Origin of the sequence: Pseudomonas sp. HMSC08G10, from assembly GCF_001808425.1 — a bacterium.
Lineage (GTDB): Bacteria > Pseudomonadota > Gammaproteobacteria > Pseudomonadales > Pseudomonadaceae > Aquipseudomonas > Aquipseudomonas guariconensis.
Map to the genome: position 1 here is coordinate 141,016 of NZ_KV793283.1, position 26,047 is coordinate 167,062.

Here is a 26,047-nt window from a genome sequence, read left to right on the forward strand (position 1 = left end):
ACGGCCTATTCGAGGAGCCCCTTCATGCAAAACGCACAGAACCTGATCTGGATCGATCTGGAAATGACCGGTCTGGATCCGGACAACGACGTCATCATCGAGATGGCGACCATCGTCACCGACAGTGAGCTCAACACCCTGGCCGAAGGGCCGGTCATCGCGATCCACCACAGCGATGAAGTGCTGGCACGTATGGACGACTGGAACACCCGGACCCACGGTGCTTCCGGCCTGACCCAACGTGTGCGCGAGAGCCGCATCGACATGGCTGAGGCCGAAGCGCAGACCTTGGCCTTCCTCGAACAATGGGTGCCCAAGGGCAAGTCGCCGATCTGCGGCAACAGCATCTGCCAGGATCGCCGCTTCCTTTATCGCCACATGCCTAAGCTCGAAGGGTTCTTCCACTACCGCAACCTGGACGTCTCCACGCTCAAGGAGTTGGCAGCCCGCTGGGCCCCGCAGGTGCGCGACAGCTTCAAGAAGGGGGGGACCCACCTGGCGTTGGACGACATTCGTGAGTCGATCGCCGAGTTGCGGCACTACCGCGAACATTTCATCAAAGTCTAAGTTTCGAGCCTCGAGCCAAGCATCAGCGCCACAGCGGCTGAGTGATCAGCCAGCCGTGGCGTTTTGTTTGTGGGTTTGGCGTTTGCCGCTTTTTTTGGACATGCACCATGTTGTTGATGCTCTACCTTGTCGCCATTACCGCCGAAGCCATGACCGGCGCGCTTTCCGCGGGGCGCCGCGGCATGGATTGGTTTGGCGTGGTGCTGATCGCCTGCGTCACCGCGCTGGGCGGCGGTTCGGTGCGGGATGTACTGCTTGGGCACTACCCGCTGACTTGGGTGAAGCATCCCGAGTACCTCGTGCTGACCAGCTTTGCAGCTTTGCTGACCATCTTCATAGCGCCGCTGATGCGCCATCTGCGCTCGCTGTTTCTGGTGCTCGATGCGCTGGGGTTGGTGGCCTTCACCTTGATCGGTTGCATGACCGCCCTGGAGATGGGGCAGGGCATGCTGGTGGCTTCGATCAGTGGCGTTATCACCGGTGTGTTCGGTGGCATCCTGCGGGACATCTTCTGCAACGATATCCCGCTGGTATTCCGCCGGGAGCTGTATGCCAGCGTCTCCTTTGCCGCCGCCTGGTTCTACCTGGGCTGCGTGTACTTCAAGGTGCCGGCCGAGCAGGCCATGCTGCTGACCTTGTTCGGTGGGTTCCTGGTGCGCTTGCTGGCAATCCGCTTCCATTGGGAAATGCCCAAGTTCCACTACAACGACCAGCAGTGATCCCCCTCTGCAGGCTTGAGGGGCTGGGTCGCTACTGGCCTTCGTGCTGTGCCAGCGCCCACTCCACATGCTCGCGCACCAGTGCCGAGGGGTGCTCGCGCCGGGCACGCAAAGCTTCGAGTACAGGGATGGTAGTCGGGGCATTCCCCAGCCCCACCGCCAGGTTGCGCAACCAACGTTCGTAGCCTGCACGGCGCAGGGGGGAGCCCTCGGTGTTGTTCAGGAAGGTCGCTTCATCCCAGAGGAACAGTGAGGCCAGCTCGGCGTTGTCCAGGCCGTGACGGGGCTTGAAGTCGTTTTCCTGGGTCGGGCGGGCGAAGCGGTTCCAGGGACAGACGATCTGGCAATCGTCGCAACCGAACACCCGATTGCCAATCAAAGGGCGCAACTCGACCGGGATTGCCTGCTTGAGTTCGATGGTCAGGTAGGAAATGCAGCGCCGGGCGTCGAGCACATACGGCCCGACGAAGGCGGCGGTCGGGCAGATGTCCAGGCAGGCCTGGCAGCGCCCGCAATGTTCGCTGGTCTGGGCCTGGTCCACCGGCAGTGGCAGGTCGACGAACAGCTCAGCAAGGAAGAAGTAGCTGCCGGCCTTGCGATTGAGCAGCAAGGTATTCTTGCCGATCCAGCCCAGGCCGGCCTGTTCGGCGATGGCTTTTTCCAACACTGGGGCGCTGTCGACGAAGGCGCGAAAACCAAAGGGGCCGATGGCCTGCTGGATACGCTCGGCCAGGTGCTGCACGCGTTTGCGCACCAGCTTGTGGTAGTCGCGACCCAGGGCATAGCGGGAAATGTAGGCTTTCTCAGGCTGAGCGAGCATCTGGGCCATGCGTGTATCGCCGGGTAGGTAGTCCATGCGCAGCGACACCACACGCACAGTGCCGGGTACCAGTTCGTCGGGGTGCGAGCGTTTGCTGCCATGGGCGGCCATGTAGTCCATCTCGCCCTGGTAACCAGCTTCCAGCCAGCGTTGCAGGTGATGTTCGTGCTCGCCAAGCGCCACGTCGGCGATACCGACGTGTGCGAAACCGAGTTCGCGGCCCCAATCCTTGATCGATTGGGCCAGCGTATTGAGGTCAGGAAGGCAAGCGGACATGGATGGACAAGGCAATACAGGCAGAGGTGCGTATAATTCTGCCAGACATCGGAGCCTTTGACCCCATGCCTCAGACCAAACACCCCGGTAATGCCCCCCAGCTGCTGAGCAGCCTGACCACTGCGCACCTGTCAGCGCGCCGCGCCGACGCCCACAAAGGCGACTTCGGTAACGTCCTGGTGGTCGGGGGCGATCTGGGCACCGGCGGAGCGGTGATGCTCAGTGCCGAGGCGGCCCTGCGCTGTGGTGCTGGCCTCGTGAGCGTGGCGACACGCCCCGAGCACGTCAGTGCAGGGCTTGCGCGTCTGCCCGAAACCATGTGGCTCGGCGTGAGTTCGGCCAACCAGTTGATGGGCGTGCTCGAGCGCGCCTCGGTGTTGGTAGTCGGCCCTGGCCTGGGCCAGGCCGCCTGGGGGCGCAGCCTGTTGTCGGCGGCGGCCAACGCGCCTGTGCCGCAGGTGTGGGATGCCGATGCGCTGAATCAGCTGGCGCACAGGCCCTTGGCCCTGCACAGCGGCAGCATCCTCACCCCGCATCCTGGGGAGGCAGCGCGCATGCTGGGTATTTCCACTGAGGCGGTTCAGGCCGACCGCCCGGGAGCTGCTCGCAAGCTTGCGCGCAAGCATGCCAGTGTCTGCGTGCTCAAGGGCGCCGGTACCTTGGTGGCAGGCCCGGATGGGCAGCTGGCGTTGTGCGAGCGTGGCCATCCGGCCATGGCAGGCGCGGGCCTGGGCGATGTGCTGACCGGCGTGCTGGCCGCCTTGCTGGCCCAGGGCATGGATGCGTGGTCGGCCGCCTGCCTGGGCGTGTGGTTGCACGCCTGTGCGGGGGAGCGCCTGGGTGTGAAAGGAAGAGGCTTGGCGGCCAGTGATCTGGTTCCGGTCATTCGTGAATTGTTGGAGGAGCATTCAGCGTGTCTGGCATAACCCTGTTTCTGGCCGACGAACCGGCCACCGTCGCATTTGGCGCACGCTTGGCCGAAGTGACCGGCGGTCATGGCGTGATCTTTCTCGAAGGCGATCTGGGCGCGGGCAAGACAACGCTTTCGCGCGGGCTGATCCGCGGCCTGGGCCATACCGGGGCAGTCAAAAGTCCGACCTTCACCGTGGTCGAGCCTTACGAAATTGGCGATGTGCGCGCCTTCCATTTCGACCTGTACCGTCTGGTCGATCCGGAGGAGCTGGAGTTCATGGGGATCCGTGACTATTTCGAAGGGGACCCGCTGTGCCTGTTCGAATGGCCACAAAAGGGTGCGGGCGTTTTGCCAAAGCCCGACCTGACCATTACCATAAGCCCGCAAGCGAGTGGACGCTCGCTTCTCCTTTCACCGCAGGGGGCTCGCGGTGAGGCCTGGTGCGCCGCCCTGGCCACAGAATTCAAACAGTAAATGGGGTTAGGTATGCGCATACGCGCACTGGTCGCCGTCGTTGGGCTGCTGCTGACAGCGGTGACCGTTGACGCTCTGGCCGTCACACAAGTCAAGAGCATGCGTCTGTGGCGCGCACCGGACAATACGCGGCTGGTCTTCGACCTGTCCGGCCCTGTGCAGCACAGCGTCTTCACCCTGACCGCGCCGGACCGCCTGGTCATCGACATCAACGGCGCCACCCTGGGCGGTTCGCTGAATGTCGCCACCTCCAATACGCCGATCAACAGTGTGCGCTCCGCCCAGCGCACGCCCACTGACCTGCGCGTGGTGGTCGATCTGAAAAAGGCCGTGACGCCCAAGAGCTTCACCCTGGCGCCCAACGCGCAGTATGGCAACCGCCTGGTGGTCGATCTGTACGATCAGGAAGCCGATGCCGTTGCCGCCAGTACTCCGACCCCGCCGCCTGCGCAAACACCCGCTACTGTCCCGGCCGTGCCGGTGACGCCTGCCCAGCCGGCTATCAAATTGCCGCCGGTGCCCAGTGGCAAGCGCGACATCGTCGTCGCCATCGACGCCGGCCATGGTGGCGAGGACCCAGGCGCATCGGGCTCGCGTGGGCAGCATGAAAAAGACATCGTCCTGCAGATTGCTCGCGAGCTGCAGCGCCAGATCAACACCGAGCGTGGCTATCGCGCCGAACTGACCCGAACGGGCGATTACTTCATCCCGTTGCGCAAGCGCACCGAGATCGCGCGCAAGAAGGGCGCCGACCTGTTCATTTCCATCCATGCCGACGCCGCGCCGTCCAAGGCCGCTTTCGGTGCATCGGTGTTCGCCTTGTCCGACCGGGGCGCAACCTCAGAGACCGCGCGCTGGCTGGCCGACACGGAAAACCGCTCCGACCTGATCGGGGGCGCCGGCAATGTCAGTCTCGATGACAAGGACCGCATGCTTGCAGGTGTACTGCTGGATCTGTCCATGACCGCCACGCTCAGCTCCAGCCTCGATGTGGGGCAGAAGGTGTTAGGCAACATGGGGCGCATCACCCCGTTGCACAAACGCCGCGTGGAGCAGGCTGGGTTCATGGTGCTGAAATCCCCGGATATTCCGTCGATCCTGGTGGAAACCGGGTTCATCTCCAATGCCAACGAAGCCGCCAAGCTGGCGACCAAGAGCCACCAGCAGGCTTTGGCCCGCTCGATCCACACTGGCGTGCGTCAGTATTTCCAGCAAAGCCCCCCTCCCGGGACTTACATCGCATGGCTGCGCGATAGCGGCAAGATTGCCCAGGGACCGCGCGAGCATACTGTGCGGCCCGGCGAAACCCTGGCCATGATCGCCGTGCGTTATCAGGTCAGCGTGGCCAGCCTGCGGACCACCAACAGCCTCAAGAGCGATGAGCTGAAGGTCGGCCAGCACCTCGACATCCCTGGCACTACCCTGGCTGCCCAGCAATGAGTGGTGGTTCGCGCATCCAGTTGCTCAGCCCTCGGCTGGCCAACCAGATCGCCGCAGGCGAGGTGGTCGAGCGTCCGGCTTCGGTCGCCAAGGAGCTGCTTGAGAACAGCCTGGACTCCGGTGCCCGGCGTATCGATGTGGAAGTCGAGCAGGGCGGCGTGAAGCTACTGCGCGTGCGGGATGACGGTGGCGGCATCGCGCCTGACGATCTGCCGCTGGCCTTGGCGCGCCATGCCACCAGCAAGATTCGCGAACTCGAAGACCTCGAAGGCGTGCTCAGCCTGGGCTTTCGCGGCGAGGCCCTGGCGTCGATCAGTTCGGTGGCGCGCCTGACGCTCACCTCGCGCACCGCCGGCGCTGGCGAAGCTTGGCAGGTAGAGACAGAGGGGCGTGACATGACGCCGCGTGTGCAGCCTGCCGCGCACCCTGTCGGCACCTCGGTCGAGGTGCGTGACCTGTTCTTCAATACCCCGGCCCGGCGCAAGTTCCTCAAGTCGGAGAAAACCGAGTTCGATCACCTGCAGGAAGTTGTCCGTCGTCTGGCTTTGGCCCGCTTCGATGTCGGCTTTCACTTGCGCCATAACGGCAAGAGCATCCTCAGCCTGCACGAGGCGCCCGATGAGCTGACCCGGGCGCGGCGGGTCGGAACGATCTGCGGCCCGGGCTTCCTCGAGCAGGCCCTGCCTATCGATGTCGAGCGCAATGGCCTGCGTTTGTGGGGCTGGGTTGGCCTGCCGACGTTTTCGCGCAGTCAGGCTGATCTACAGTACTTCTTCGTCAACGGTCGCGCCGTGCGTGACAAGTTGGTGGCCCACGCGGTGCGGCAGGCCTACCGCGACGTGTTGTTCAATGGCCGGCACCCGACCTTCGTGCTGTTCCTCGAACTCGAACCGAACGGGGTTGACGTCAACGTGCACCCCACCAAGCATGAAGTGCGCTTTCGCGAAGGGCGCATGGTCCACGATTTTCTGTATGGCACTCTGCACCGTGCCCTGGCGGACGTGCGTCCGGAAGACCAGCTCGCCGCACCGGCAGCGGCTACCGATATCGTCCGTCCCAGTGGTCTGCAGGCCGGTGAGTTCGGGCCCCAGGGCGAGATGCGCCTGGCCTCGCCGGTGCTGGAGCAGCCTCAAGCCGAGCCGCGCCAGTCGTTCGCCGGTGGTGGTGGCTCGGGTTATCAGTACCAGTACACCCCACGTCCCTCGCAGCCTGTGCCGGTTGCTGAAGCGCAGGCTGTCTATCGTGAATTCTTCGCCCCGCTGGAGGGTGGCGCCTCTGTCCCGGCGGCGTTGCCGCAAAGCCAGGGCGATGTGCCGCCATTGGGCTTTGCCCTGGCTCAGCTCAAAGGCATCTACATCCTGGCCGAGAACGCCGTTGGCCTGGTGCTGGTAGACATGCATGCCGCCCATGAACGCATCATGTACGAGCGCCTCAAGGTGGCCATGGCCAGCGAGGGCTTGAGTGGCCAGCCGCTGCTGGTGCCCGAGTCGCTGGCCCTCAGCCAGCGCGAGGCTGACTGCGCCGAGGAGCATGCCCAATGGTTCCAGCGCCTGGGCTTCGAACTGCAGCGCCTGGGCCCAGAAACCCTGGCGATCCGGCAGATTCCTGCCTTGCTCAAGCAGGCCGAGGCCAACCGGCTGGTCCAGGATGTGCTCGCGGATCTCATGGAGTACGGCACCAGTGATCGTATCCAGGCGCACCTCAATGAGCTGCTCGGTACCATGGCCTGCCACGGGGCGGTGCGTGCCAATCGCCGCCTGGCCATCCCCGAGATGAACGCGTTGCTGCGTGACATGGAGAACACCGAGCGCAGTGGCCAGTGCAACCACGGTCGGCCGACCTGGACCCAGCTAGGGCTGGATGACCTGGACAAACTTTTCCTGCGCGGTCGATGACATGAGCGGCAAGCCCCCAGCGATATTCCTCATGGGCCCGACGGCGGCCGGTAAGACCGACCTTGCCATCGAGCTGACCAAGGTGCTGCCCTGTGAGCTGATCAGTGTCGATTCGGCGCTGGTCTATCGCGGCATGGATATTGGCACCGCCAAGCCTTCCAAGGACGTGCTGGCTGCACACCCCCATCGGTTGATCGACATTCTCGACCCGGCCGAGAGCTACTCGGCGGCGCAATTTTGTACCGACGCGCTGGAAGCGATGGCTGAGATCACCGCCCGGGGCAAGATCCCTTTGCTGGTGGGCGGCACCATGCTTTATTACAAGGCGCTGGTCGATGGTTTGGCGGACATGCCCGCCGCAGACGCTACCGTACGCGCCGAGCTTGAAGCCCAGGCGCGGGACCTTGGCCTGGCCGAGTTGCACCGGCAATTGGCCGAAGTGGATCCGGAATCGGCGGCGCGCATCCATCCCAACGACCCGCAGCGACTGATTCGCGCCTTGGAAGTCTATCGCGTGAGCGGCGAAAGCATGACCACGCACCGTCAACGTCAATACGCGGAAAGTCGCGGCTCAGACGCAGGCGCGGGCGGTCATTTGCCCTATACTGTCGCCAGTTTGGCGATCGCTCCTACAGATCGTCACATTTTGCATCAGCGAATTGCGCTACGATTTTCGCAAATGCTGGAACAGGGGTTCGTCGACGAGGTCCGAGCACTGCGCGCCAGAAGTGACTTGCACGCAGGGCTGCCGTCTATACGGGCAGTGGGGTATCGGCAGGTCTGGGACTACCTGGACGGCAAGCTGACAGCCGAAGAAATGCGTGAACGCGGTATCATTGCCACTCGCCAATTGGCCAAGCGGCAATTCACCTGGTTACGTGGTTGGTCCGGCGTGGAGTGGCTAGACAGCCTGGCCTGCGACAATCTGTCCCGCACCTTGAAATACCTGGGGGCCATCTCCATATTGAGCTGAGTCCCTGCAATTGCCGTCTATTCTTGCGATTAGAATGGCTTGAATGACCGATTTTATTGTTTTTTTACTATTGATCCTTACAGGAGTGCGGCATATGTCAAAAGGGCATTCGCTACAAGACCCTTACTTGAACACCTTGAGAAAAGAAAAGGTCCCGGTTTCCATTTACCTGGTAAACGGGATCAAGCTGCAGGGCTCGATCGAATCCTTCGACCAGTTCGTGGTACTGCTGAAGAACACCGTCAGCCAGATGGTCTACAAGCACGCCATTTCGACCGTGGTTCCTGCCCGTCCGGTTCGCCTGCCAAGCCCGTCCGATTCCGAACACGGCGACAGCGAGCCAGGCAACGCCTGATAGGAGCCTGCATTGTTCTTTGAGCGCCACGGTGGTGGTGAGCGAGCGTTGCTCGTTCACTTGGAAGGTCAGAACCCTGAGGCGCGCGAAGACCCGCAGGAGTTTCAGGAGCTGGCGCTGTCGGCCGGAGCGGAGATCGTTTCGCTGGCCACGGTGGCCCGGCACCAGCCTACAGCCAAGTACCTGATTGGCAGTGGCAAGGTCGAGGAACTGCGCGATCTGGTCCATGCCGAACAGGTCGATCTGGTGATATTCAATCACACCCTCACGCCCAGCCAGGAGCGCAACCTTGAGCGCGTCTTCGAGTGTCGTGTGCTCGACCGTACCGGGCTGATCCTTGACATCTTCGCCCAGCGGGCGCGCACCCATGAGGGCAAGTTGCAGGTCGAACTGGCCCAGCTCGAGCACATGAGCACGCGCTTGGTACGCGGTTGGACCCACTTGGAGCGGCAGAAGGGCGGTATCGGCCTGCGCGGCCCGGGTGAGACCCAGCTGGAAACCGACCGCCGCCTGTTGCGGGTCCGCCTGCGGCAGATCAAGGCGCGTCTGGAAAAGGTGCGCAGTCAACGCGAACAGGCAAGGCGCGGCCGCAAACGTGCGGATATCCCATCCGTTTCGCTGGTGGGCTACACCAACGCCGGCAAGTCCACGCTGTTCAACGCCTTGACCACCTCCGACGTCTACGCCGCGGATCAGTTGTTCGCGACCCTCGATCCGACCTTGCGCCGACTCGAACTCGCCGACCTAGGCCCGATCGTGCTGGCCGACACTGTGGGATTCATCCGCCACCTGCCGCACAAGCTTGTCGAGGCATTTCGGGCTACGCTCGAAGAATCGAGCAACTCCGACCTGTTGCTGCACGTCATCGATGCTCATGAGCCCGAGCGTATGGAGCAGATCGAGCAGGTACTGGCGGTGCTGGGCGAGATCGGAGCCGAAGGCTTGCCGATCCTCGAGGTCTATAACAAACTCGACCTGCTCGAAGATGTCGAGCCGCAGATCCAGCGAGATGCCGACGGCAAACCGCAGCGGGTCTGGGTATCGGCACGTGATGGACGTGGCCTGGAACTGGTTGGCCAGGCGATTGCCGAGTTGCTGGGGGATGATCTGTATGTCGGAACCCTGCGTCTGGAACAGCGACTTGCCCGCTTGCGCGCGCAATTCTTCGCTCTGGGCGCGGTGCAAGGCGAAGAGCACGATGAAGAAGGTCGCAGCCTGCTGAGCGTGCGATTGCCCCGGGTGGAGCTCAATCGCCTGGTCAGTCGCGAGGGCATGGAGCCTGAACTTTTCATCGAGCAACACACTTTGCAATAAATGCCCGTCGAGGTCGCCGGGCGACCGTGACAGGCATTCTGTAGCATTGGACGGCGCGCCGTGGGCGCGTCTTTGCTTTATCAGATGGAGAGCGCTATGGCTTGGAATGAGCCGGGTGGCAACTCGAACAATCAGGATCCCTGGGGCGGCCGTCGTGGCGGCGGTGGTGGCGACAAGAAAGGTCCACCGGATCTGGACGAGGCCTTCCGCAAGCTGCAGGACAGCCTCAACGGCATGTTTGGCAGCGGCAAGAAACGCGGTGGCGGTGGTGACCGCAATGTTGGCAAAGGTGGCGGCCTGGGCCTGCTGGGCATCGGCCTGGCCGTGCTTGCGGCCATCTGGCTGTACAGCGCCGTGTACGTCGTGGACGAACAGGAACAGGCTGTGGTGCTGCGCTTCGGCAAGTACTACGAGACTGTCGGTCCGGGCTTGAATATCTATTTCCCGCCCATTGACCGTAAGTATCTTGAGAACGTGACCCGCGAGCGGGCCTACACCAAGCAGGGCCAGATGCTCACCGAGGACGAGAACATCGTCGAGGTGCCGCTGACCGTGCAGTACAAGATCACCAACCTGCAGGACTTCGTACTCAACGTCGACCAGCCGGAGGTCAGCCTGCAGCACGCGACCGACAGCGCCCTGCGCCATGTGGTGGGTTCCACCTCGATGGACCAGGTGTTGACCGAAGGCCGTGAGCAGATGGCCGTCGATATCCGTGAGCGCCTGCAGCGCTTCCTCGACAACTACCGCACCGGTATCACCGTCACTCAGGTCAACGTGCAGAGCGCGGCAGCCCCGCGTGAAGTGCAGGAAGCGTTCGATGACGTGATCCGTGCCCGCGAGGACGAGCAGCGTGCACGCAACCAGGCCGAGTCCTACGCCAACGGTGTGGTGCCGGAGGCCCGTGGTCAGGCTCAGCGCATCATCGAGGATGCCAACGGCTACCGCGATGAAGTCATCGCCCGCGCCAAGGGTGAGGCCGATCGCTTCAGCAAGTTGGTTGCCGAGTACCGCAAGGCGCCGGACGTGACCCGTCAGCGCCTGTACCTGGAGACCATGCAGGAGGTCTACAGCAATTCGAGCAAGGTCCTGGTGACCAGCAAGGATGGGCAGAACAACCTGCTCTACCTGCCACTGGACAAGATGGTCGAAGGCAGCCGCCATTCGGCCGCACCGGTCAGCACAGTGCCGGCGTCGGCCAACGATGCGGCCGCGCGCGCGGCGCAGGAAATGCAACAGCAGCAACAATCGCTGCGTTCTAGGGAGAGCCGCTGATGAGCAATAAATCGCTGATCGCCCTGATCGCCGCCGTGGTGCTGGCCATCGTGGCCTGGAACAGCTTCTACATCGTGTCCCAGACCGAGCGTGCGGTATTGCTGCAATTCGGCCGCGTGGTCCAGGCGGATGTCCAGCCAGGCCTGCACGTGAAGGTCCCCTACGTCAACCAGGTGCGCAAGTTCGACGCCCGTCTGATGACCCTGGATGCACCGACCCAGCGCTTCCTGACGCTCGAGAAGAAGGCGGTGATGGTCGATGCTTACGCCAAATGGCGAGTCAAGGACGCCGAACGCTTCTACACCGCGACCTCGGGCCTCAAGCAGATCGCCGATGAGCGTCTGTCCCGTCGTCTGGAAAGCGGCCTGCGTGACCAGTTCGGTAAGCGCACCCTGCACGAGGTGGTCTCCGGTGAGCGTGATGCGTTGATGGCCGACATCACCGCTTCGCTGAATCGCATGGCCAGCAAGGAACTGGGTATCGAGGTCGTCGACGTGCGCGTCAAGGCCATTGACCTGCCGAAGGAAGTCAACCGCAGTGTGTTCGACCGCATGAGCACCGAGCGTGAGCGTGAAGCCCGTGAGCACCGCGCCAAGGGTAACGAACTGGCCGAAGGTATCCGTGCCGATGCCGACCGTCAGCGTCGTGTACTGCTGGCCGAGGCCTATCGTGAAGCGGAAGAGACCCGCGGTGACGGCGACGCCCAGGCGGCCGCCATTTATGCCAAGGCTTACAACCAGGACGCGGACTTCTATGCGTTCTACCGTAGCCTGCAGGCCTATCGCGAGAGCTTCTCCAGCAAGAGCGACGTGCTGGTTCTCGATCCGAAGAACGAGTTCTTCCGCTTCCTGGACAAGAGCAAGCCTTGAGCCCTTCCTGAAAGACGCACCCCGCCTGGCAGCTAAAATGCCAAGCGGGGTGCATCCTGAAGGAAAAGGGGTGTATGATGAGTCAGCCGGGAAATTCCCGGCTTTTTTGCGTCTGCAAGGTTGATCGGCAACGTGTCGGTTGACGGTTTGGTCAGGTCGCAAGGCTATTCGAGGGTATTGGGTACGGTGGTAGCGCTGGGATCGGTGCTGCCCGCTGCTGTGCGCCAATGCCTGCTTTACTGACGGCTCGCCAGCTGGCAAGCCGCCCGGACCAGAGGGGAAATGGCGTAATGGCAACGGTAGACCGCTGGCTGCTGCCAGATGGCATCGAGGAAGTACTGCCGCCTGAGGCTGCGCGCATCGAGATCGCGCGTCGCCAGGTGTTGGACCTGTTCCAGAGTTGGGGTTACGAGCTGGTCGTCACCCCGCATATCGAGTACCTGGAATCGCTGCTCACCGGTGCCGGCCAGGACCTGGACCAGCGCACCTTCAAGGTGGTCGACCCGCAGTCCGGTCGCCTGATGGGCTTCCGCGCCGACTTCACTCCGCAGGTGGCGCGTATCGACGCCCACACCTTGCGTCGCGAAGGGCCGAGCCGCCTGTGCTATGCCGGTAGCGTTCTGCACGCTCAACCCCGTGCCCTGTCCACTTCGCGCAGCCCGATTCAGCTCGGTGCTGAGTTGTACGGCGATGCCAGTCCCACCAGTGACGTCGAGGTCATCAGCCTGATGCTCGCCACGTTGCAACTGACCGATGTCGCCGATGTGCACATGGACCTCGGCCATGTGGGCATCTACCGTGGCCTGGCCCGTGCCGCCGGCTTGTCCGGGGCGGTCGAGCAGCAGTTGTTCGACGCCCTGCAGCGCAAGGCCGTCGATGAAGTGCAGGCCCTGACCGCCGACCTGCCGAAGGATCTGGGCAACATGCTGCGTGCCCTGACCGAGCTGTGCGGTGGTCGTGAAGTGCTGGCCGAGGCCCGCGTCCGCCTGGGGCGTGCGCCAGCCAGTGTGCTGGCGGCGCTTGACGATTTGCTGGCGATCGCCGATCGCCTGGCGGCGCGTTATCCGGACTTGCCGCTGTACTTCGACCTTGGCGAGTTGCGCGGCTATCACTATCACACCGGCGTGGTGTTCGCCGTGTTCGTTCCAGGCGTCGGTCAGTCGATCGCCCAGGGCGGACGCTACGACGACATCGGCGCCGATTTTGGCCGGGCACGCCCAGCCACCGGTTTCTCCACGGATTTGAAGACCCTGGTCACACTGGGGCGAGCGGAGGTCGTATTGCCTTCTGGCGGGATCTGGATGCCCGACAGCGGCGACACGGCCCTCTGGCAGATGGTCTGCCAGTTGCGCAACGAGGGCCAGCGTGTGGTCCAGGCTCTGCCTGGACAGCCGTTGAGTGCTGCTCTCGAGGCGGATTGTGATCGGCAATTGATTCAGCAAGACGGGCGCTGGCAGATACTGCCTCTGACCCATTGAGATTCTTCGTCGGCCGAGGGCCGGCAACCAAGTTTGCGTGAATGAGGACAAGTGTTATGGGTAAGAATGTCGTCGTCCTGGGCACCCAGTGGGGTGATGAGGGCAAAGGCAAGATCGTCGATCTGCTGACCGAACATGCTGCCGCCGTAGTGCGCTACCAGGGTGGCCACAACGCGGGTCACACCCTGGTGATCAACGGTGAGAAGACCGTTCTGCACCTGATTCCTTCCGGCATCCTGCGTGAAGGCGTGCAGTGCCTGATCGGCAACGGCGTGGTCGTGGCTCCGGATGCCTTGATGCGTGAAATCACCAAGCTGGAAGAGAAGGGTGTACCGGTGCGCGAGCGCCTGCGCATCAGCCCGGCTGCTCCGCTGATCCTGTCTTACCATGTGGCCCTCGACCAGGCCCGTGAAAAGGCGCGTGGCGAAGCCAAGATCGGCACCACTGGCCGTGGTATCGGCCCAGCCTACGAAGACAAGGTCGCTCGTCGCGGCCTGCGCGTTGGCGATCTGTTCCACCGCGAGCGTTTTGCCGCCAAGCTCGGTGAGCTGCTGGATTACCACAACTTCCAGCTGGTGAATTACTACAAAGAGCCGGCCATCGACTTCCAGCAGACCTTGGACGAGTGCATGGCCTACGCCGAGCAGCTCAAGCCGATGATGCTCGACGTTACCGCCGAGCTGCACAACCTGCGTCGCGCCGGCAAGGACATCATGTTCGAAGGCGCCCAGGGCTCGCTGCTGGATATCGACCACGGCACCTACCCGTACGTCACCAGCTCCAACACCACCGCTGGCGGTATCTCCACGGGTTCCGGCGTTGGCCCGATGTACCTGGACTACATCCTCGGCATCACCAAGGCCTACACCACCCGCGTGGGTTCCGGCCCGTTCCCGACCGAGCTGTTCGACGAGACTGGCGCCACCCTGGCCAAGCGCGGCCATGAGTTCGGCTCCACCACCGGTCGTGCACGTCGCTGCGGTTGGTTCGATGCCGTGATCCTGCGTCGCGCCATCGACGTCAACAGCATCTCGGGCATCTGCCTGACCAAGCTGGATGTGCTGGACGGCCTGGAAACCATCAACATCTGTGTTGGCTACAAGAACGAGAACGGTGCGGTCATCGACGCGCCTTCCGACGCTGACAGCTACATCGGCCTGGAGCCGGTGTACGAAGAGATGCCAGGCTGGAGCGAGTCGACCCTGGGCGTGAAAACCCTGGAAGAACTGCCGGCCAACGCCCGTGCCTACATCAAGCGCATCGAAGAACTGATCGGCGCCCCAATCGACATCATCTCGACTGGCCCGGACCGCAACGAGACCATCGTGCTGCGTCATCCGTTCGCCTGATCAACTGCTTCGGCAGTTGATCGAACGCCGCGCCCCCGCAAGGAGGTGCGGCGTTTTCATTTGAGCGCCATGCAGAAATGCCTTGCCCAGCGCCAGACATTGGCGTTTATCCCTGCTGCGCTGGGCACAACCCTTGCTGTATGAAACTCCTGTCGGTGCCATCAAAGTAATGGCGCCAGAAAACACGGGAGTTACAACGTGTCCGCCATTCTTTCACTGTTACGAAGCCGCCTCTTGCGGCCAGTGTTTGTTGCACTTGGTATCGCTCTTCTGGTGCAGGTGCTTGTTGCCGTTGCACTGACGCGGAGCACGGTCACGGCCTTGGAAGCCGATTTGGGTGCACGCCTGGGCAGCGACAGTCAGAAACTGGCCGGTGAACTGGAGCAGGCCGGGCAGGATGTCCGCGCCGGGCTCGACAGCCTCTCGGCCAGCACTCGTCAGCGTTTGAGCGCCGGCCTTTCCGAGCGGCTGCAGGGCGAGCAGCAGCAACTGCGCGCCACACTGGAGAAGAACCTCAAAGACTCGGCCAACGACATGGCCGAGCTATTGGCCTCTGTCGCGCCGCGCGCCATCTGGGACAACGACGTGCCGACGCTTTCGGACTTTGCGCGTCGCGCTCAGCGTAATCCCAACGTGCTGTTTGTCATCTATGACGACGCCCAAGGCCAACACCTGACCCGCTACCTGAACCGGCAAAATCCCATCAACCAGACGCTGATCGAGCGCGGGCAGGGCGAGCGTGCACTGGACAAGGTGCTCGATGCCGCGCGCAAGGACCCTTCGGTGTACTACGTCGAGGCGTCCATCAACCCCAATGGCGCCGAGATCGGCAAGGTGCTGATGGGCGTGTCCACTACCGGCGTGGAACAGGAGCTCAAGGCGCTGGACCAGCGTTTTGCCGCCTTGATCGCCAGCGGCGAGCAACTGGTGGGCGATAGCCTGGTGGCGGCCGCCGCCGACAGTGGCAAGGCTCTGCGGTCGCGTCTCGAGACTGCACAGAACAGCGCCACCGCCATGCAGGCCAACACCGCGCAAACCGTGCGCGATGCCGCTGCCGAGCTGCGCTGGCGGATCGGCCTGGGCCTGGTGCTGGTGGGCTTGGGCGTGCTGTTGGTGGTGGCCGTGGTGCTGGGGCGGCGTGTGGTCAACAAACTGCGCTTGTTGATTGGGGCGCTGAACGATCTGGCGGCGGGCGAGGGCGATCTGACCAAGCGGGTGGCCCTCGACAGCCGTGACGAGATCGGTGATATGGCCTCAGCGGTCAATCGCTTCGTCGACAAGCTGCAGCCCATCGTCCGCGAGGCTGGCGAAGTGGCTCAGCGTACGGGAGTGGAAATCGACACCATGGCTCAGCGCAACGCGGGTGCCGACGCAGCCGCTGCGCTGCAGCGTGACGAGGTCGCTGCCAGTCTGCGTGATCTTTCGAGCATGGCGGACGAGGCCCAGGCCGAAAGCCAAGCCATGCAAGCGGCCTTGCAGCAAGTGGTGGATATCCGCCAGGCCACTGACGAGAACAGTCGCGCTTCCACCCAGCTGGCGCGTTTGATCGAGAACCTGGCTGGGGAGGTGGAGACGGGTTCTCAGGTAATCGAACGGCTGGCCAAGCAGAGCGAACAGATCGAAGTGGTGTTGACCGTGATCCACGGCATCGCTGAGCAAACCAACCTGCTGGCGCTCAACGCCGCTATCGAGGCTGCCCGCGCCGGAGAGACGGGACGCGGCTTTGCCGTGGTCGCCGATGAAGTGCGCGCCCTGGCAAGCAAGACCCAGAGCTCCACGGGCGATATCCAGGCGCACATCGCCGCCTTGCAGGCAGGAGCCAAGGAGGCGGTGGCCACCATTAGCCAGGCCGGTCGCCAGGCAAGCGAAGGGTTGTTGGTGCTGCGTGACAATGAGCGTCGTCAGCAGTCGGTACAGGCTGCGGTGGAGCAGGTGCACTCGGCCATCGGTCTCGCGACCCGGGCGGCTGAACAGCAGGCTCACGGCGCGCAGGCTGTGCGCGGACGAGTGGAGAATATCCATGCCCAGGCTGAGCGTTCGGCGGAGGTGGTGATGCAGACCACTGCCAGCAGCAAGGTGCTGGATGAGCTGGCGGCACAGTTGCGGGCGAGCCTGGGGCAGTTCCGCGCCTGAAAAATCGGGGTGACGGGGCGACTATTGCCCTGCCGGATCCAGGGGCTGTAAAGCAGCCCCTGGAGCGGAGGGTGGGATCTACGAAACGGTTTACGCCTTGTTCAGATACATCCGCGTCGTCAGCAAATACACCGGCAACCCCGACACCACGATCAGTAGCGCCGCATAAGGCGCCGCCGCGGCGAATTCGACGTTGGCGGTATGCGCCCAGACTTCTGTTGCCAGCGTCGTCATGCCGGTAGGGCTGAGTAGCAGGGTGGCGGTCAGCTCCTTCATGGCATCGAGGAATACCAGGGCGAAGGCCGCTGCCAGGGCTGGGAAGATGATCGGCAGAGTCACCCGGCAGAAGGCGCCAAAACTGCTGGCGCCCAAGGTTCGGGCCGCTTCTTCCAGCGTGGGGGAGGCTTTGTTCAGAGCCGTGCGCACGGGGGCCTGGGCCAGCGGCAGGAACAGCAAGGCATAGGCAAGCAGCAGAAGGGCGGACGTCTGGTAAAGGGCCGGCACATAGTGCAGGGCGAAGAACACTAGCGTCAGTGCAATCACCAGCCCTGGCAGGGCATGCAGCAGGTAGGGCAGGCGCTCGGCCCAGATCGCCAGGCGGCCCTTGTAGCGCACTACCAGGAAGCTGATGGGCAGCGCCAGCAGCACGCAAAAACCGGCTCCACCCAAGGAGACTGACAACGATGTCAGCAGCGCCTTGCCGATTTCCGTAACCGGAAATGCTGCCGATGAACCCACACTCAACCAGTAGCCGAGCATGGCCAAGGGGATTCCGCTGCCCAGTACCGCCAGTGACAGGCAGAACAACTGCCCCAAGGGCATCCAGACCCGTAGGCGAACCGGTTGACCGCGACGTGCCACGCCCTGGCCGATCCGCACGTGGCGCGCTTTGCCGCGCACGCGCAGCTCCAGCCAGAGCATCGCCAGGCACAGCGCCAGCAGTACTGCTGAAAGCATGGCCGCGTTGGCGTTGCTGAACTCCAGTTCGAACTGCTGGTAGATCGCCGTGGTGAAGGTCTGCAGGCCGAGGATGGACAGGGCGCCGAACTCCACCAGCATGTGCAGGGCAATCAGCAGTGCGCCGCCGATCATCGAGGGCCACAGCAATGGCAGGGTGACCTTGAAGAACACGCCCCAGCGGCTGCAGCCCAGGGTGCGCGCCGACTCCTCAAGAGAGGTGTCGAGGTTGCGCAGGGTCGCGGCCACAGGCAGGAACACCAGCGGGTACTTCGACAGCGCCATGACCAGGATCGCCCCGCCCAGGCCCTCGAAGTCCGAACTCAGCGACACCCAGGTGAAGCTGCTGACGAACGACGGCACAGCGAAGGGTAGACACAGCACCACCCCCCAGAGGCGACGGCCTGGCAGGTCGCTGCGCTCCAGCAGCCAGGCCAACGCCAGTCCGACGATCAGGCAGGCCACTGTGACCCCTACCATCAACATCAAGGTGTTGCGCAGCAGCCCCCAGACGAAGGGGCGCCAGAGCAGGCGAAAGGCTTCATGCCAGCCGGCTTGCCATGCCTTGAGAGCGACGTAGAGCAATGGCAGCAAGCTCATCGCCACCAGGAACAGGACGGGCAGCACCACCCAGATCGAGGGGCGCTTGCGGCGTGGCACGAAGCGCGCCAGGGCCGGCTGGGGCGGGGCGGCAGTCATCAGAGCAGGCCGACCTCTCGTTCAAGCTCCAAGGCTTCCTCAGCGTTGCCAAGGTCCGCCGGCGAGATCTTCGGTGGGCGCAGCTCTTCGAACGGCTTCAGGCCCTGATCCGAGACCATGCCTTTATGCAGCGGGTATTCGGCGGTGGTCTGGGTGATGACGCGCTGGCCCTCTTCGCTGGCCATCCAGTTGAGCAGGGCTTGGGCTTCCTTCGGGTGCTTGCTGGCCTTGACGGCGCCGGCACCGGAGATTGTTACCAGATTGCCGGCGTCGCCGTCGGCCAGGTAGTAGAGCTTGGAGTCCAGCTGGCCACGCTCGCGCTTGAGGGCATACCAGTAGTAATTGTTCACTAGCACGGTATCGACTTCACCGCGCTCGACGGCTTTGAGGGCCACCATGTTGTTAGTGTAGGCCTTGCCGAAGGCTTTGAGGCCGGTTAGCCATTCCTCGGTCGCTTCGCGGCCATGCAGCTTGAGGATGGCCACGGCTTGTTCTTGGAAGGCACCGCTGGTAGGCACGTAGCCGACACGGCCATCCCACTCGGGGTTGGCGAAGTCCATGACGCTTTTCGGCAGGTCCTTCTCGTCGATTTTCTTGGGGTTGAACACGACGATCCGGGTTCGCGCGGTCACACCCATCCAGGTACCGTTGGCGCCGACGTATTGCTTGGGCAGCATGTCCAAGGTCGCGTCATCGATTTTCGCCAACAGGCCCAGTTCGCCCAGGTTGTTCAGGGGTGGGGATTCTTCGGTGTAGATGACATCGGCGGGCGAGCGATTGCCCTCTTCGATAATCTGGCTGGCCAGCTGGTTGCTGCTGCCCTTGCGGATATTGATGTGGATGCCGGTCTTGGCCTCGTAGGCCTTGGCGATGGCTTCGCCGATTTCCTTGTGCTGGCCGTTGTACAGGGTCAGCGTGACCGGTTCGTCAGCCAAGGCGGCCGGTGCGCCGATCACCAGGCCCAAGAGGGCGGCGGCCAGGCTGCGCATCAGCAGTTGCGGGCGGATCGTCATGCGGGTACTTCCTCGCTTACGGCTACATATTTGGAAACAATGGTAAACGAAATCGTTTCTCAAGTGGCCGTATGGCGAGAAATTCATCAGCAGACAAAAGGCTAAGGAGGCGTCTCTTCCTGGTGGGGCTGGTTTGCCTTCGAAGAGCGATACACAGTGCTTGGCACCGGCTTTGCCGGTGTTTGCGCATGAAGCCGTTGCTGTAGAGGGCAGGGGGCTAAATCGCAGGGCAAGAAAAAACCCACTAGCAAGCTAGTGGGTTTTTGTATGGTGCCCAGGAGAAGACTCGAACTTCCACGACCGTTAAGTCACTGATACCTGAAACCAGCGCGTCTACCAATTCCGCCACCTGGGCAAAGCTTTACATCTTCTGTGTAAGACGACTATCGTTCGCTTAACACAGTAGTAACAGATCCTTGGTCATCTGTTACTTGAAAATAGTTGGTGCCCAGGAGAAGACTCGAACTTCCACGGCCGTTAAGCCACTGATACCTGAAACCAGCGCGTCTACCAATTCCGCCACCTGGGCACACATTTCGTCGAGGTCACATGATGCTTTACATCGCGTTGCATCTCAACTACAACGTCGGCTGTCCGTCGTTGTGGTGCGCACTATACGGACGCTCCTGAGGGCTGTAAAGCCCCGGATCAAAAAAAAATTCAAAAAATTCAACTTGTTGATTCCGCAGGCCTATTGCCTCCACCTCGACGCTCCGCTGGGGCTGTCCAAGGCAGACATTTCCGGTTTCAATACGCCTATGCCAGAATTCTTATCTATATACCCCAAGGTGAACCCCTTCTGATGGCCGATTGGCAATCCCTCGATCCCGAGGCCGCTCGCGAAGCGGAAAAATACGAAAATCCCATTCCTAGCCGTGAGCTGATCCTGCAGCGTCTCGCCGACCGTGGCGAACCGGCCGCTCGCGAAGAGCTGGCTGCCGAGTTCGGCCTGCACGAAGAAGACCAGATCGAAGCCCTGCGCCGCCGTCTGCGCGCCATGGAGCGCGATGGCCAGCTTATCTATACCCGGCGCGGCACCTATGCCCCGGTAGACAAGCTTGACCTGATTTGCGGTCGCGTCTCCGGCCACCGCGATGGTTTCGGCTTCCTGATCCCTGATGATGGCAGTGAAGACCTCTTCCTGAGCCCTGCGCAGATGCGCCTGGTGTTCGACGGTGACCGCGGTCTGGCCCGGGTTTCCGGTGTCGATCGCCGTGGCCGTCGTGAAGGCGTGCTGGTCGAAATCATCTCCCGTGCCCACGAGAGCGTGGTCGGCCGCTACTTCGAGGAAGGTGGCATTGGTTATGTCACTCCCGATAACCCTAAGATCCAGCAGGAAGTGCTGGTGACTGCCGGGCGTAACGGTGGTGCGAAGATTGGCCAGTTCGTCGAGATCAAGATCACCCATTGGCCGACCCCACGCTTCCAGCCCCAGGGCGATGTGGTGGAGGTGATCGGCAACTACATGGCGCCCGGCATGGAGATCGATGTCGCGCTGCGTAGCTACGATATTCCTCACGTCTGGCCTAAAGATGTGATCAAGGAAGCGCGCAAGTTCCGCTCCGAGGTCGAAGAGAAGGACAAGGAAAAGCGCATCGATCTGCGTCATCTTCCGTTCGTCACCATCGATGGCGAAGATGCCCGCGACTTCGACGATGCCGTTTATTGCGAGCCCTTGGGCAAGCTGCGGCTGTTCTCGGGCGGCTGGCGCCTATATGTGGCGATCGCTGACGTTTCCAGCTATGTGCGCCTAGGTTCGGCCCTGGATGTCGAGGCGCAGCAGCGCGGCAACTCGGTGTACTTCCCCGAGCGCGTGATTCCGATGCTGCCCGAGGAGCTGTCCAACGGCCTGTGTTCGCTGAACCCGCACGTCGATCGCCTGGCTATGGTCTGCGAAATGACCATCAACAAGGCCGGTCAGATGGTCGACTATCAGTTCTACGAAGCGGTGATTCATTCCCATGCCCGCCTGACCTACAACAAGGTCAGCAGCATGCTCGAACATGCCCGTACCCGCGAAGGCAAGGCCCTGCGCGAGGAGTACAGCGCTGTACTGCCGGACCTCAAGCACCTCTATGCCTTGTACAAGGTGCTGGTGGCGGCTCGCCACACCCGTGGCGCGATCGACTTCGAGACCCAGGAAACCCGCATCATCTTCGGTGAAGACCGCAAGATCGATGAAATTCGTCCGACCGTACGCAACGATGCCCACAAGCTGATCGAGGAGTGCATGCTGGCGGCCAACGTGGCCACCGCCGAGTTCCTGCAGAAGCACGGCGTTCCGGCACTCTACCGTGTGCACGATGGCCCGCCACCGGAGCGCCTGGAAAAACTGCGCGCATTCTTGGGCGAGCTGGGCCTTTCGCTGCACAAGGGCAAGGATCCTTCGCCGAAGGACTACCAGGCCCTGTTGGCGAGCATTGCCGGGCGCCCGGACTTCCATCTGATCCAGACCGTCATGCTGCGCTCGTTGAGCCAGGCGGTGTACAGCGTCGAGAATAACGGCCACTTCGGCCTGAACTACGAGGCCTACACCCACTTCACCTCGCCGATTCGCCGTTACCCGGACCTGCTGGTGCATCGCGCCATCCGCAGCGTGATCCGCTCGAAGATCGATACTCCGCATGTCAAGCGGGCGGGTGCCATGAGCATTCCGAAGGCGCGCATTTACCCGTACGACGAAAACACCCTCGACCAGATGGGCGAGCAGTGCTCGATGACCGAGCGACGTGCCGACGAGGCCACGCGTGACGTCGTCAACTGGCTCAAATGCGAATACATGCGCGACCGTGTCGGCGAGACCTTCCCGGGCGTGATCACCGCGGTGACCGGCTTCGGCCTGTTCATCGAACTGACCGACATCTATGTGGAAGGCCTGGTACATGTCAGCGCCTTGCCGGGTGACTATTACCACTTCGATCCGGTGCACCATCGTCTGTCTGGCGAGCGCAGTGGTCGCAGCTTCCGCCTGGGCGATACTGTCGAGGTCAAGGTCATGCGTGTCGACCTGGAGCAGCGCAAGATCGACTTCGAGATGTCCGAGGCGAGCGTCAACGCCCCGGTCGGTCGCAAACCCGCTGCCGCGGCCGACAAAGCGGTACCTGCAGCCCAGCCGGCACCTGCATCCGAGGCGAAGATCTCGCCCAAGCCGCGCAGTCGCAAAAGCGAGACTGCCGAGGCGTACTTCCCCAAGGACGCCGTGCAGCGTAATGCCGAAGTGCGCAAAAGCCGGGAAATGAAAAAGGCGCTGATGAGCGAGGCCCGTCACAGCCACGCCAGCGGCAAGTCGGACAAAGGCGCCAAGGCGTCCGGCAAGCCGACCAAGCATCGCAAGGGGCCGTCGAAGTCCGGCGCGCCGCGCAAAGGCAAGAACAAGTCATGAGTCAGCTGGAAAAAATCTACGGCGTGCATGCCGTGCAGGGGCTGTTGCAGCATCATCCCAAGCGGGTCAAGCAGATCTGGTTGTCCGAGGGGCGCAGCGAGCCGCGTATCCAGAGCCTGTTGGCCTTGGCGGCGGAAAACCGCGTTCCGGTCGGCCAGGCCGAGCGCCGCGAGCTCGATGCCTGGGTCGAAGGTGTGCACCAAGGTGTCGTCGCCGAGGTCAGCCCGAGCCAGGTCTGGGGCGAGGCCATGCTCGACGAGTTGCTCGAACGTGCTGAACGGCCACCGCTGATCCTGGTGCTCGATGGTGTCACCGATCCGCATAATCTCGGTGCCTGCCTGCGTACTGCCGATGCTGCCGGTGTCACGGCAGTGGTGATTCCCAAGGACAAGTCGGCGACGCTCACGGCCGTGGTGCGCAAGGTCGCCTGCGGCGCTGCCGAGGTGATTCCACTGGTGGCCGTGACCAACCTTGCCCGTACGCTGGAGAAACTCCAGCAGCGTGGGCTATGGGTGGTCGGGACTGCAGGCGAGGCCGAGCAGGAGATCTACCAGCAGGATCTGACTGGCCCGCTGGTGATGATCATGGGCGCCGAAGGCAAGGGCATGCGTCGCCTGACCCGCGAGCACTGCGACTTCCTGGTCAAGTTGCCGATGGCCGGTAGCGTCAGCAGCCTGAACGTGTCGGTGGCTACCGGGGTGTGCCTGTTCGAAGCTGTGCGCCAGCGTCAGGCCAAGGGCTGATGCCCATTTGCGGGTGATCCCGCTGCTACAGGGTAGTGGGAGCGGGATTACCTGCCAAAGGGGCGGCGCCTCTTTCGCGGGGCACCGGCAATTTGTTTCCGGCTGTTCAAATAATCACCAGCCACCTTGCTTGTACTCCCCGCCTTCTCTACAATTGCGCCCCTTGCCAAGCAGGCAGGCGCGCATGTGCCTCTTTCCAAGGCAAGACATACAGTGTCATTCACTCCTTGTCTGACCACAGTGCTGGCAGACTACTAACCCGTAAGGAGCATTCATGCGTCATTACGAAATCATCTTCCTGGTTCACCCGGACCAGAGCGAGCAAGTCGGCGGCATGGTTGAGCGTTACACCAAGCTGATCGAAGAAGACGGCGGCAAGATCCACCGCCTGGAAGACTGGGGCCGTCGTCAGCTGGCCTACGCCATCAACAACGTTCACAAGGCTCACTACGTGATGCTGAACGTTGAGTGCACCGGCAAGGCCCTGGCCGAGCTGGAAGACAACTTCCGCTACAACGATGCCGTGATCCGTAACCTGATCATCCGTCGCGACGAAGCCGTCACCGGCCCGTCCGAGATGCTGAAGGCCGAAGAGAACCGCAGCGAGCGCCGTGAGCGTCGCGAGCGTCCTGAAGCTGCTGATGGCGTCGATGGCGACGACAGCAACGACAGCGACAACAGCGATAACGCTGACGAGTAATCCACGGACCTTTTTGAGGAGCCTATTACATGGCACGTTTCTTCCGTCGTCGTAAATTCTGCCGCTTCACTGCTGAAGACGTGAAAGAGATCGACTACAAAGATCTCAACACCCTGAAAGCTTACGTATCCGAAACCGGCAAGATCGTTCCAAGCCGTATCACCGGTACCAAAGCTCGTTATCAGCGTCAGCTGGCTACCGCTATCAAGCGCGCCCGCTTCCTGGCCCTGCTGCCCTACACCGACAGCCACGGCCGCTGAGACCGGGTCGTCGACAAGTAGCAAGGGATAAGCATGCGAGCGTTGGCTGATTTCATCATGCGCGGTCGTGTGCAGGCCTCCATTGTGGTGGCCGGTTGTGCGGCGTTGCCGCTGTTGTTCTGGTTGAGTGCCGCCGCCGGGAGCCTGGTGTTCCTGCGGCGCGGTTTCAAGGACGCTTCCTCGGTCATCGTCTGGGGTATCTTGCCGGCGTTGGCCTGGTGGATCTTCGGCGAGCCACGCACCTTGATGGTGCTGCTGGGGACGCTGGGGCTGGCTGCGCTGCTGCGCGCCGGACATTCCTGGAACCGGGTGCTGTTGTCCAGCATCGCCCTGGGCCTGTTGTACGGTGTTGTGCTTGGTTCGGTGTTCCGCGAACCGATTGAAGCTCTGGCGCGAGCGCTTGAAAAAGCCCTGCCGCAGATGCTCGACGGCCTCTATCAGCAGTTGTCGGTAGAGGAACAGGCACACCTTGGAAGTCTCATCGTACCGGTGCTCGGCGGCCTGATTGCGGCCCTGTTGCAAGTTGTCAGCGTGCTGGCCCTGATGTTGGGTCGCTACTGGCAAGCCGTGTTGTACAACCCGGGAGGTTTCGGCCGCGAGTTTCACGCGGTACGGATTCCCCTGGTGCCGATGCTGGTGCTGTTGGCCTGCATGCTGTTCGGCCCGAACTTCGGTCCTGGCCTGGCATTGCTGACGCCACTGTGCAGTGTGCCGCTCATGTTCGCGGGGATTGCCCTGTTGCATGGGTTGGTGGCCCAGAAGCGCCTGGCCAAATTTTGGCTGGTGGGGTTGTACGTGACGCTGGTGCTGTTCATGCAGCTGACTTATCCGTTGCTCGTGGTCTTGGCCATTGTCGATAGCCTGATTGATTTTCGCGGTCGCAAGTCCCCTCACCAGGGTGACGATTCCGCGAACGGTGAAGGTTAAAAGTTAAGAGGTTTTACCAAATGGAACTGATCCTGCTGGAAAAAGTCGCCAACCTGGGCAACCTGGGCGACAAAGTAAAAGTAAAAGGTGGTTACGGCCGTAACTTCCTGCTGCCTTTCGGCAAGGCCGTCGTTGCCAACGCCGTCAACCTGGCTGCGTTCGAAGAGCGTCGCGCCGAGCTGGAAAAAGCTGCTGCCGAGCGTAAAGCTTCGGCTGAAAGCCGCGCTGCCCAACTGGCCGAGCTGGAAGTGACCATCACTGCCACCGCTGGTGACGAAGGCAAGCTGTTCGGTTCGATCGGCACCCACGACATCGCTGACGCCCTGACCGCCTCCGGCGTTGAAGTGGCCAAGGCTGAAGTTCGTCTGCCGAACGGCACCATCCGTAACGTCGGCGAATACGACGTTGCCGTGCACCTGCACAGCGACGTTGAAGCCACCGTTCGCGTGGTTGTCGTCGCAGCCTAAGCTGCCGCGAATCGGTTGGCTCCTTGGGGCCAGCCGGTTAACATCGGGC

General features: G+C 62.5%; 23 protein-coding genes, 2 tRNA genes and 1 pseudogene. 21 read left to right on the forward strand and 5 right to left on the reverse strand.

All coding sequences use genetic code 11. The annotated features are described in order from the left end of the window. Positions 1-24 precede the first annotated feature (24 nt). Together orn and HMPREF3173_RS00945 are read left to right on the forward strand one after the other, a co-directional pair. Positions 25-567: an oligoribonuclease gene (gene orn, locus HMPREF3173_RS00940; RefSeq protein WP_070571130.1), complete on the forward strand. Its 543-nt coding sequence runs from the start codon at positions 25-27 to the stop codon at positions 565-567. A gap of 107 nt (positions 568-674) precedes the next feature. Beyond that, positions 675-1,286: a trimeric intracellular cation channel family protein gene (locus HMPREF3173_RS00945; RefSeq protein ID WP_070571131.1), complete on the forward strand. Its 612-nt coding sequence runs from the start codon at positions 675-677 to the stop codon at positions 1,284-1,286. Between the two features lie 31 nt (positions 1,287-1,317). On the opposite strand, the gene queG is transcribed toward HMPREF3173_RS00945, so the two are convergent. Further along, positions 1,318-2,382 (reverse strand): tRNA epoxyqueuosine(34) reductase QueG, encoded by a 1,065-nt coding sequence (queG, locus tag HMPREF3173_RS00950; RefSeq protein ID WP_070571132.1) that lies wholly within the window; start codon positions 2,380-2,382, stop codon positions 1,318-1,320. Positions 2,383-2,447: 65 nt separating this feature from the next. On the opposite strand from queG, the gene HMPREF3173_RS00955 reads away from it, so the two are divergent. From HMPREF3173_RS00955 to HMPREF3173_RS25210, 13 genes and pseudogenes are all read left to right on the forward strand, one after another. Further along, a complete protein-coding gene (locus HMPREF3173_RS00955; RefSeq protein ID WP_070571154.1) occupies positions 2,448-3,308 on the forward strand; it encodes an NAD(P)H-hydrate dehydratase in 861 nt (286 codons plus the stop codon). Further along, positions 3,296-3,769, forward strand: coding sequence for a tRNA (adenosine(37)-N6)-threonylcarbamoyltransferase complex ATPase subunit type 1 TsaE (gene tsaE, locus HMPREF3173_RS00960; protein ID WP_043211984.1), 474 nt, complete (start codon positions 3,296-3,298; stop codon positions 3,767-3,769). Before HMPREF3173_RS00955 ends, tsaE begins: the two co-directional genes overlap by 13 nt. Further along, complete coding sequence (locus HMPREF3173_RS00965) at positions 3,770-5,209, forward strand: N-acetylmuramoyl-L-alanine amidase (RefSeq protein WP_168166358.1); 1,440 nt, start codon at positions 3,770-3,772, stop codon at positions 5,207-5,209. After that, positions 5,206-7,104 carry a DNA mismatch repair endonuclease MutL gene (mutL, locus tag HMPREF3173_RS00970; protein WP_070571134.1) on the forward strand — a complete coding sequence of 633 codons (1,899 nt, stop codon included), beginning with the start codon at positions 5,206-5,208 and terminating at the stop codon, positions 7,102-7,104. The genes HMPREF3173_RS00965 and mutL overlap by 4 nt, the downstream gene beginning before the upstream one ends. A 1-nt stretch (position 7,105) precedes the next feature. Continuing rightward, a complete protein-coding gene (miaA, locus tag HMPREF3173_RS00975; protein WP_070571135.1) occupies positions 7,106-8,077 on the forward strand; it encodes a tRNA (adenosine(37)-N6)-dimethylallyltransferase MiaA in 972 nt (323 codons plus the stop codon). A 94-nt stretch (positions 8,078-8,171) separates the two neighbouring features. Next, on the forward strand, positions 8,172-8,432 hold the full coding sequence (hfq, locus tag HMPREF3173_RS00980) for an RNA chaperone Hfq (protein WP_003258160.1): 261 nt from the start codon (positions 8,172-8,174) through the stop codon (positions 8,430-8,432). Between the two features lie 12 nt (positions 8,433-8,444). Then, positions 8,445-9,746, forward strand: coding sequence for a ribosome rescue GTPase HflX (gene hflX, locus HMPREF3173_RS00985; RefSeq protein WP_043211980.1), 1,302 nt, complete (start codon positions 8,445-8,447; stop codon positions 9,744-9,746). A 96-nt stretch (positions 9,747-9,842) separates the two neighbouring features. Continuing rightward, entirely contained in the window at positions 9,843-11,021 is a 1,179-nt protein-coding gene (gene hflK / locus HMPREF3173_RS00990; RefSeq protein WP_043211979.1) for an FtsH protease activity modulator HflK, read from the forward strand. After that, complete coding sequence (gene hflC, locus HMPREF3173_RS00995) at positions 11,021-11,890, forward strand: protease modulator HflC (protein WP_043211977.1); 870 nt, start codon at positions 11,021-11,023, stop codon at positions 11,888-11,890. The genes hflK and hflC overlap by 1 nt, the downstream gene beginning before the upstream one ends. Positions 11,891-12,180: 290 nt before the next feature. After that, a complete protein-coding gene (locus tag HMPREF3173_RS01000) occupies positions 12,181-13,368 on the forward strand; it encodes an ATP phosphoribosyltransferase regulatory subunit (RefSeq protein WP_070571136.1) in 1,188 nt (395 codons plus the stop codon). 56 nt (positions 13,369-13,424) lie between these two features. Beyond that, the gene (locus tag HMPREF3173_RS01005; RefSeq protein WP_013974430.1) at positions 13,425-14,717 is read left to right on the forward strand and encodes an adenylosuccinate synthase; all 1,293 of its coding nucleotides are present in this window, start codon (positions 13,425-13,427) and stop codon (positions 14,715-14,717) included. 1,014 nt (positions 14,718-15,731) lie between these two features. Then, positions 15,732-15,992 (forward strand): annotated as a pseudogene (locus tag HMPREF3173_RS25205) (HAMP domain-containing protein); the annotation flags it as partial. A 69-nt stretch (positions 15,993-16,061) separates the two neighbouring features. Beyond that, a complete protein-coding gene (locus tag HMPREF3173_RS25210; protein ID WP_371906655.1) occupies positions 16,062-16,850 on the forward strand; it encodes a methyl-accepting chemotaxis protein in 789 nt (262 codons plus the stop codon). A 90-nt stretch (positions 16,851-16,940) separates the two neighbouring features. Here HMPREF3173_RS25210 and HMPREF3173_RS01015 read toward each other — a convergent pair whose 3' ends face one another. The 4 genes from HMPREF3173_RS01015 to HMPREF3173_RS01030 form a co-directional block, all read right to left on the reverse strand. Beyond that, positions 16,941-18,506 (reverse strand): ABC transporter permease, encoded by a 1,566-nt coding sequence (locus tag HMPREF3173_RS01015; protein ID WP_070571138.1) that lies wholly within the window; start codon positions 18,504-18,506, stop codon positions 16,941-16,943. After that, positions 18,506-19,519 (reverse strand): extracellular solute-binding protein, encoded by a 1,014-nt coding sequence (locus HMPREF3173_RS01020; protein ID WP_070571139.1) that lies wholly within the window; start codon positions 19,517-19,519, stop codon positions 18,506-18,508. The genes HMPREF3173_RS01015 and HMPREF3173_RS01020 overlap by 1 nt, the downstream gene beginning before the upstream one ends. Before the next feature lie 268 nt (positions 19,520-19,787). Further along, positions 19,788-19,874, reverse strand: a tRNA-Leu gene (locus HMPREF3173_RS01025). An 87-nt stretch (positions 19,875-19,961) separates the two neighbouring features. Then, positions 19,962-20,048, reverse strand: a tRNA-Leu gene (locus HMPREF3173_RS01030). A 273-nt stretch (positions 20,049-20,321) separates the two neighbouring features. Between HMPREF3173_RS01030 and rnr the strand changes: the two genes are divergently transcribed. The 6 genes from rnr to rplI all read left to right on the forward strand — a co-directional run bounded on the left by rnr (position 20,322) and on the right by rplI (position 25,998). Then, positions 20,322-22,901: a ribonuclease R gene (gene rnr, locus HMPREF3173_RS01035; RefSeq protein ID WP_043211965.1), complete on the forward strand. Its 2,580-nt coding sequence runs from the start codon at positions 20,322-20,324 to the stop codon at positions 22,899-22,901. Further along, positions 22,898-23,644: a 23S rRNA (guanosine(2251)-2'-O)-methyltransferase RlmB gene (gene rlmB, locus HMPREF3173_RS01040; protein ID WP_070571140.1), complete on the forward strand. Its 747-nt coding sequence runs from the start codon at positions 22,898-22,900 to the stop codon at positions 23,642-23,644. Before rnr ends, rlmB begins: the two co-directional genes overlap by 4 nt. Positions 23,645-23,918: 274 nt before the next feature. Then, on the forward strand, positions 23,919-24,344 hold the full coding sequence (gene rpsF, locus HMPREF3173_RS01045; protein WP_043211961.1) for a 30S ribosomal protein S6: 426 nt from the start codon (positions 23,919-23,921) through the stop codon (positions 24,342-24,344). A gap of 29 nt (positions 24,345-24,373) precedes the next feature. Continuing rightward, the gene (gene rpsR, locus HMPREF3173_RS01050) at positions 24,374-24,604 is read left to right on the forward strand and encodes a 30S ribosomal protein S18 (RefSeq protein WP_009403887.1); all 231 of its coding nucleotides are present in this window, start codon (positions 24,374-24,376) and stop codon (positions 24,602-24,604) included. Positions 24,605-24,637: 33 nt separating this feature from the next. Further along, entirely contained in the window at positions 24,638-25,531 is an 894-nt protein-coding gene (locus HMPREF3173_RS01055; protein ID WP_043211957.1) for a YybS family protein, read from the forward strand. Positions 25,532-25,551: 20 nt separating this feature from the next. Beyond that, a complete protein-coding gene (gene rplI, locus HMPREF3173_RS01060; protein ID WP_043211954.1) occupies positions 25,552-25,998 on the forward strand; it encodes a 50S ribosomal protein L9 in 447 nt (148 codons plus the stop codon). Positions 25,999-26,047: the final 49 nt, after the last annotated feature.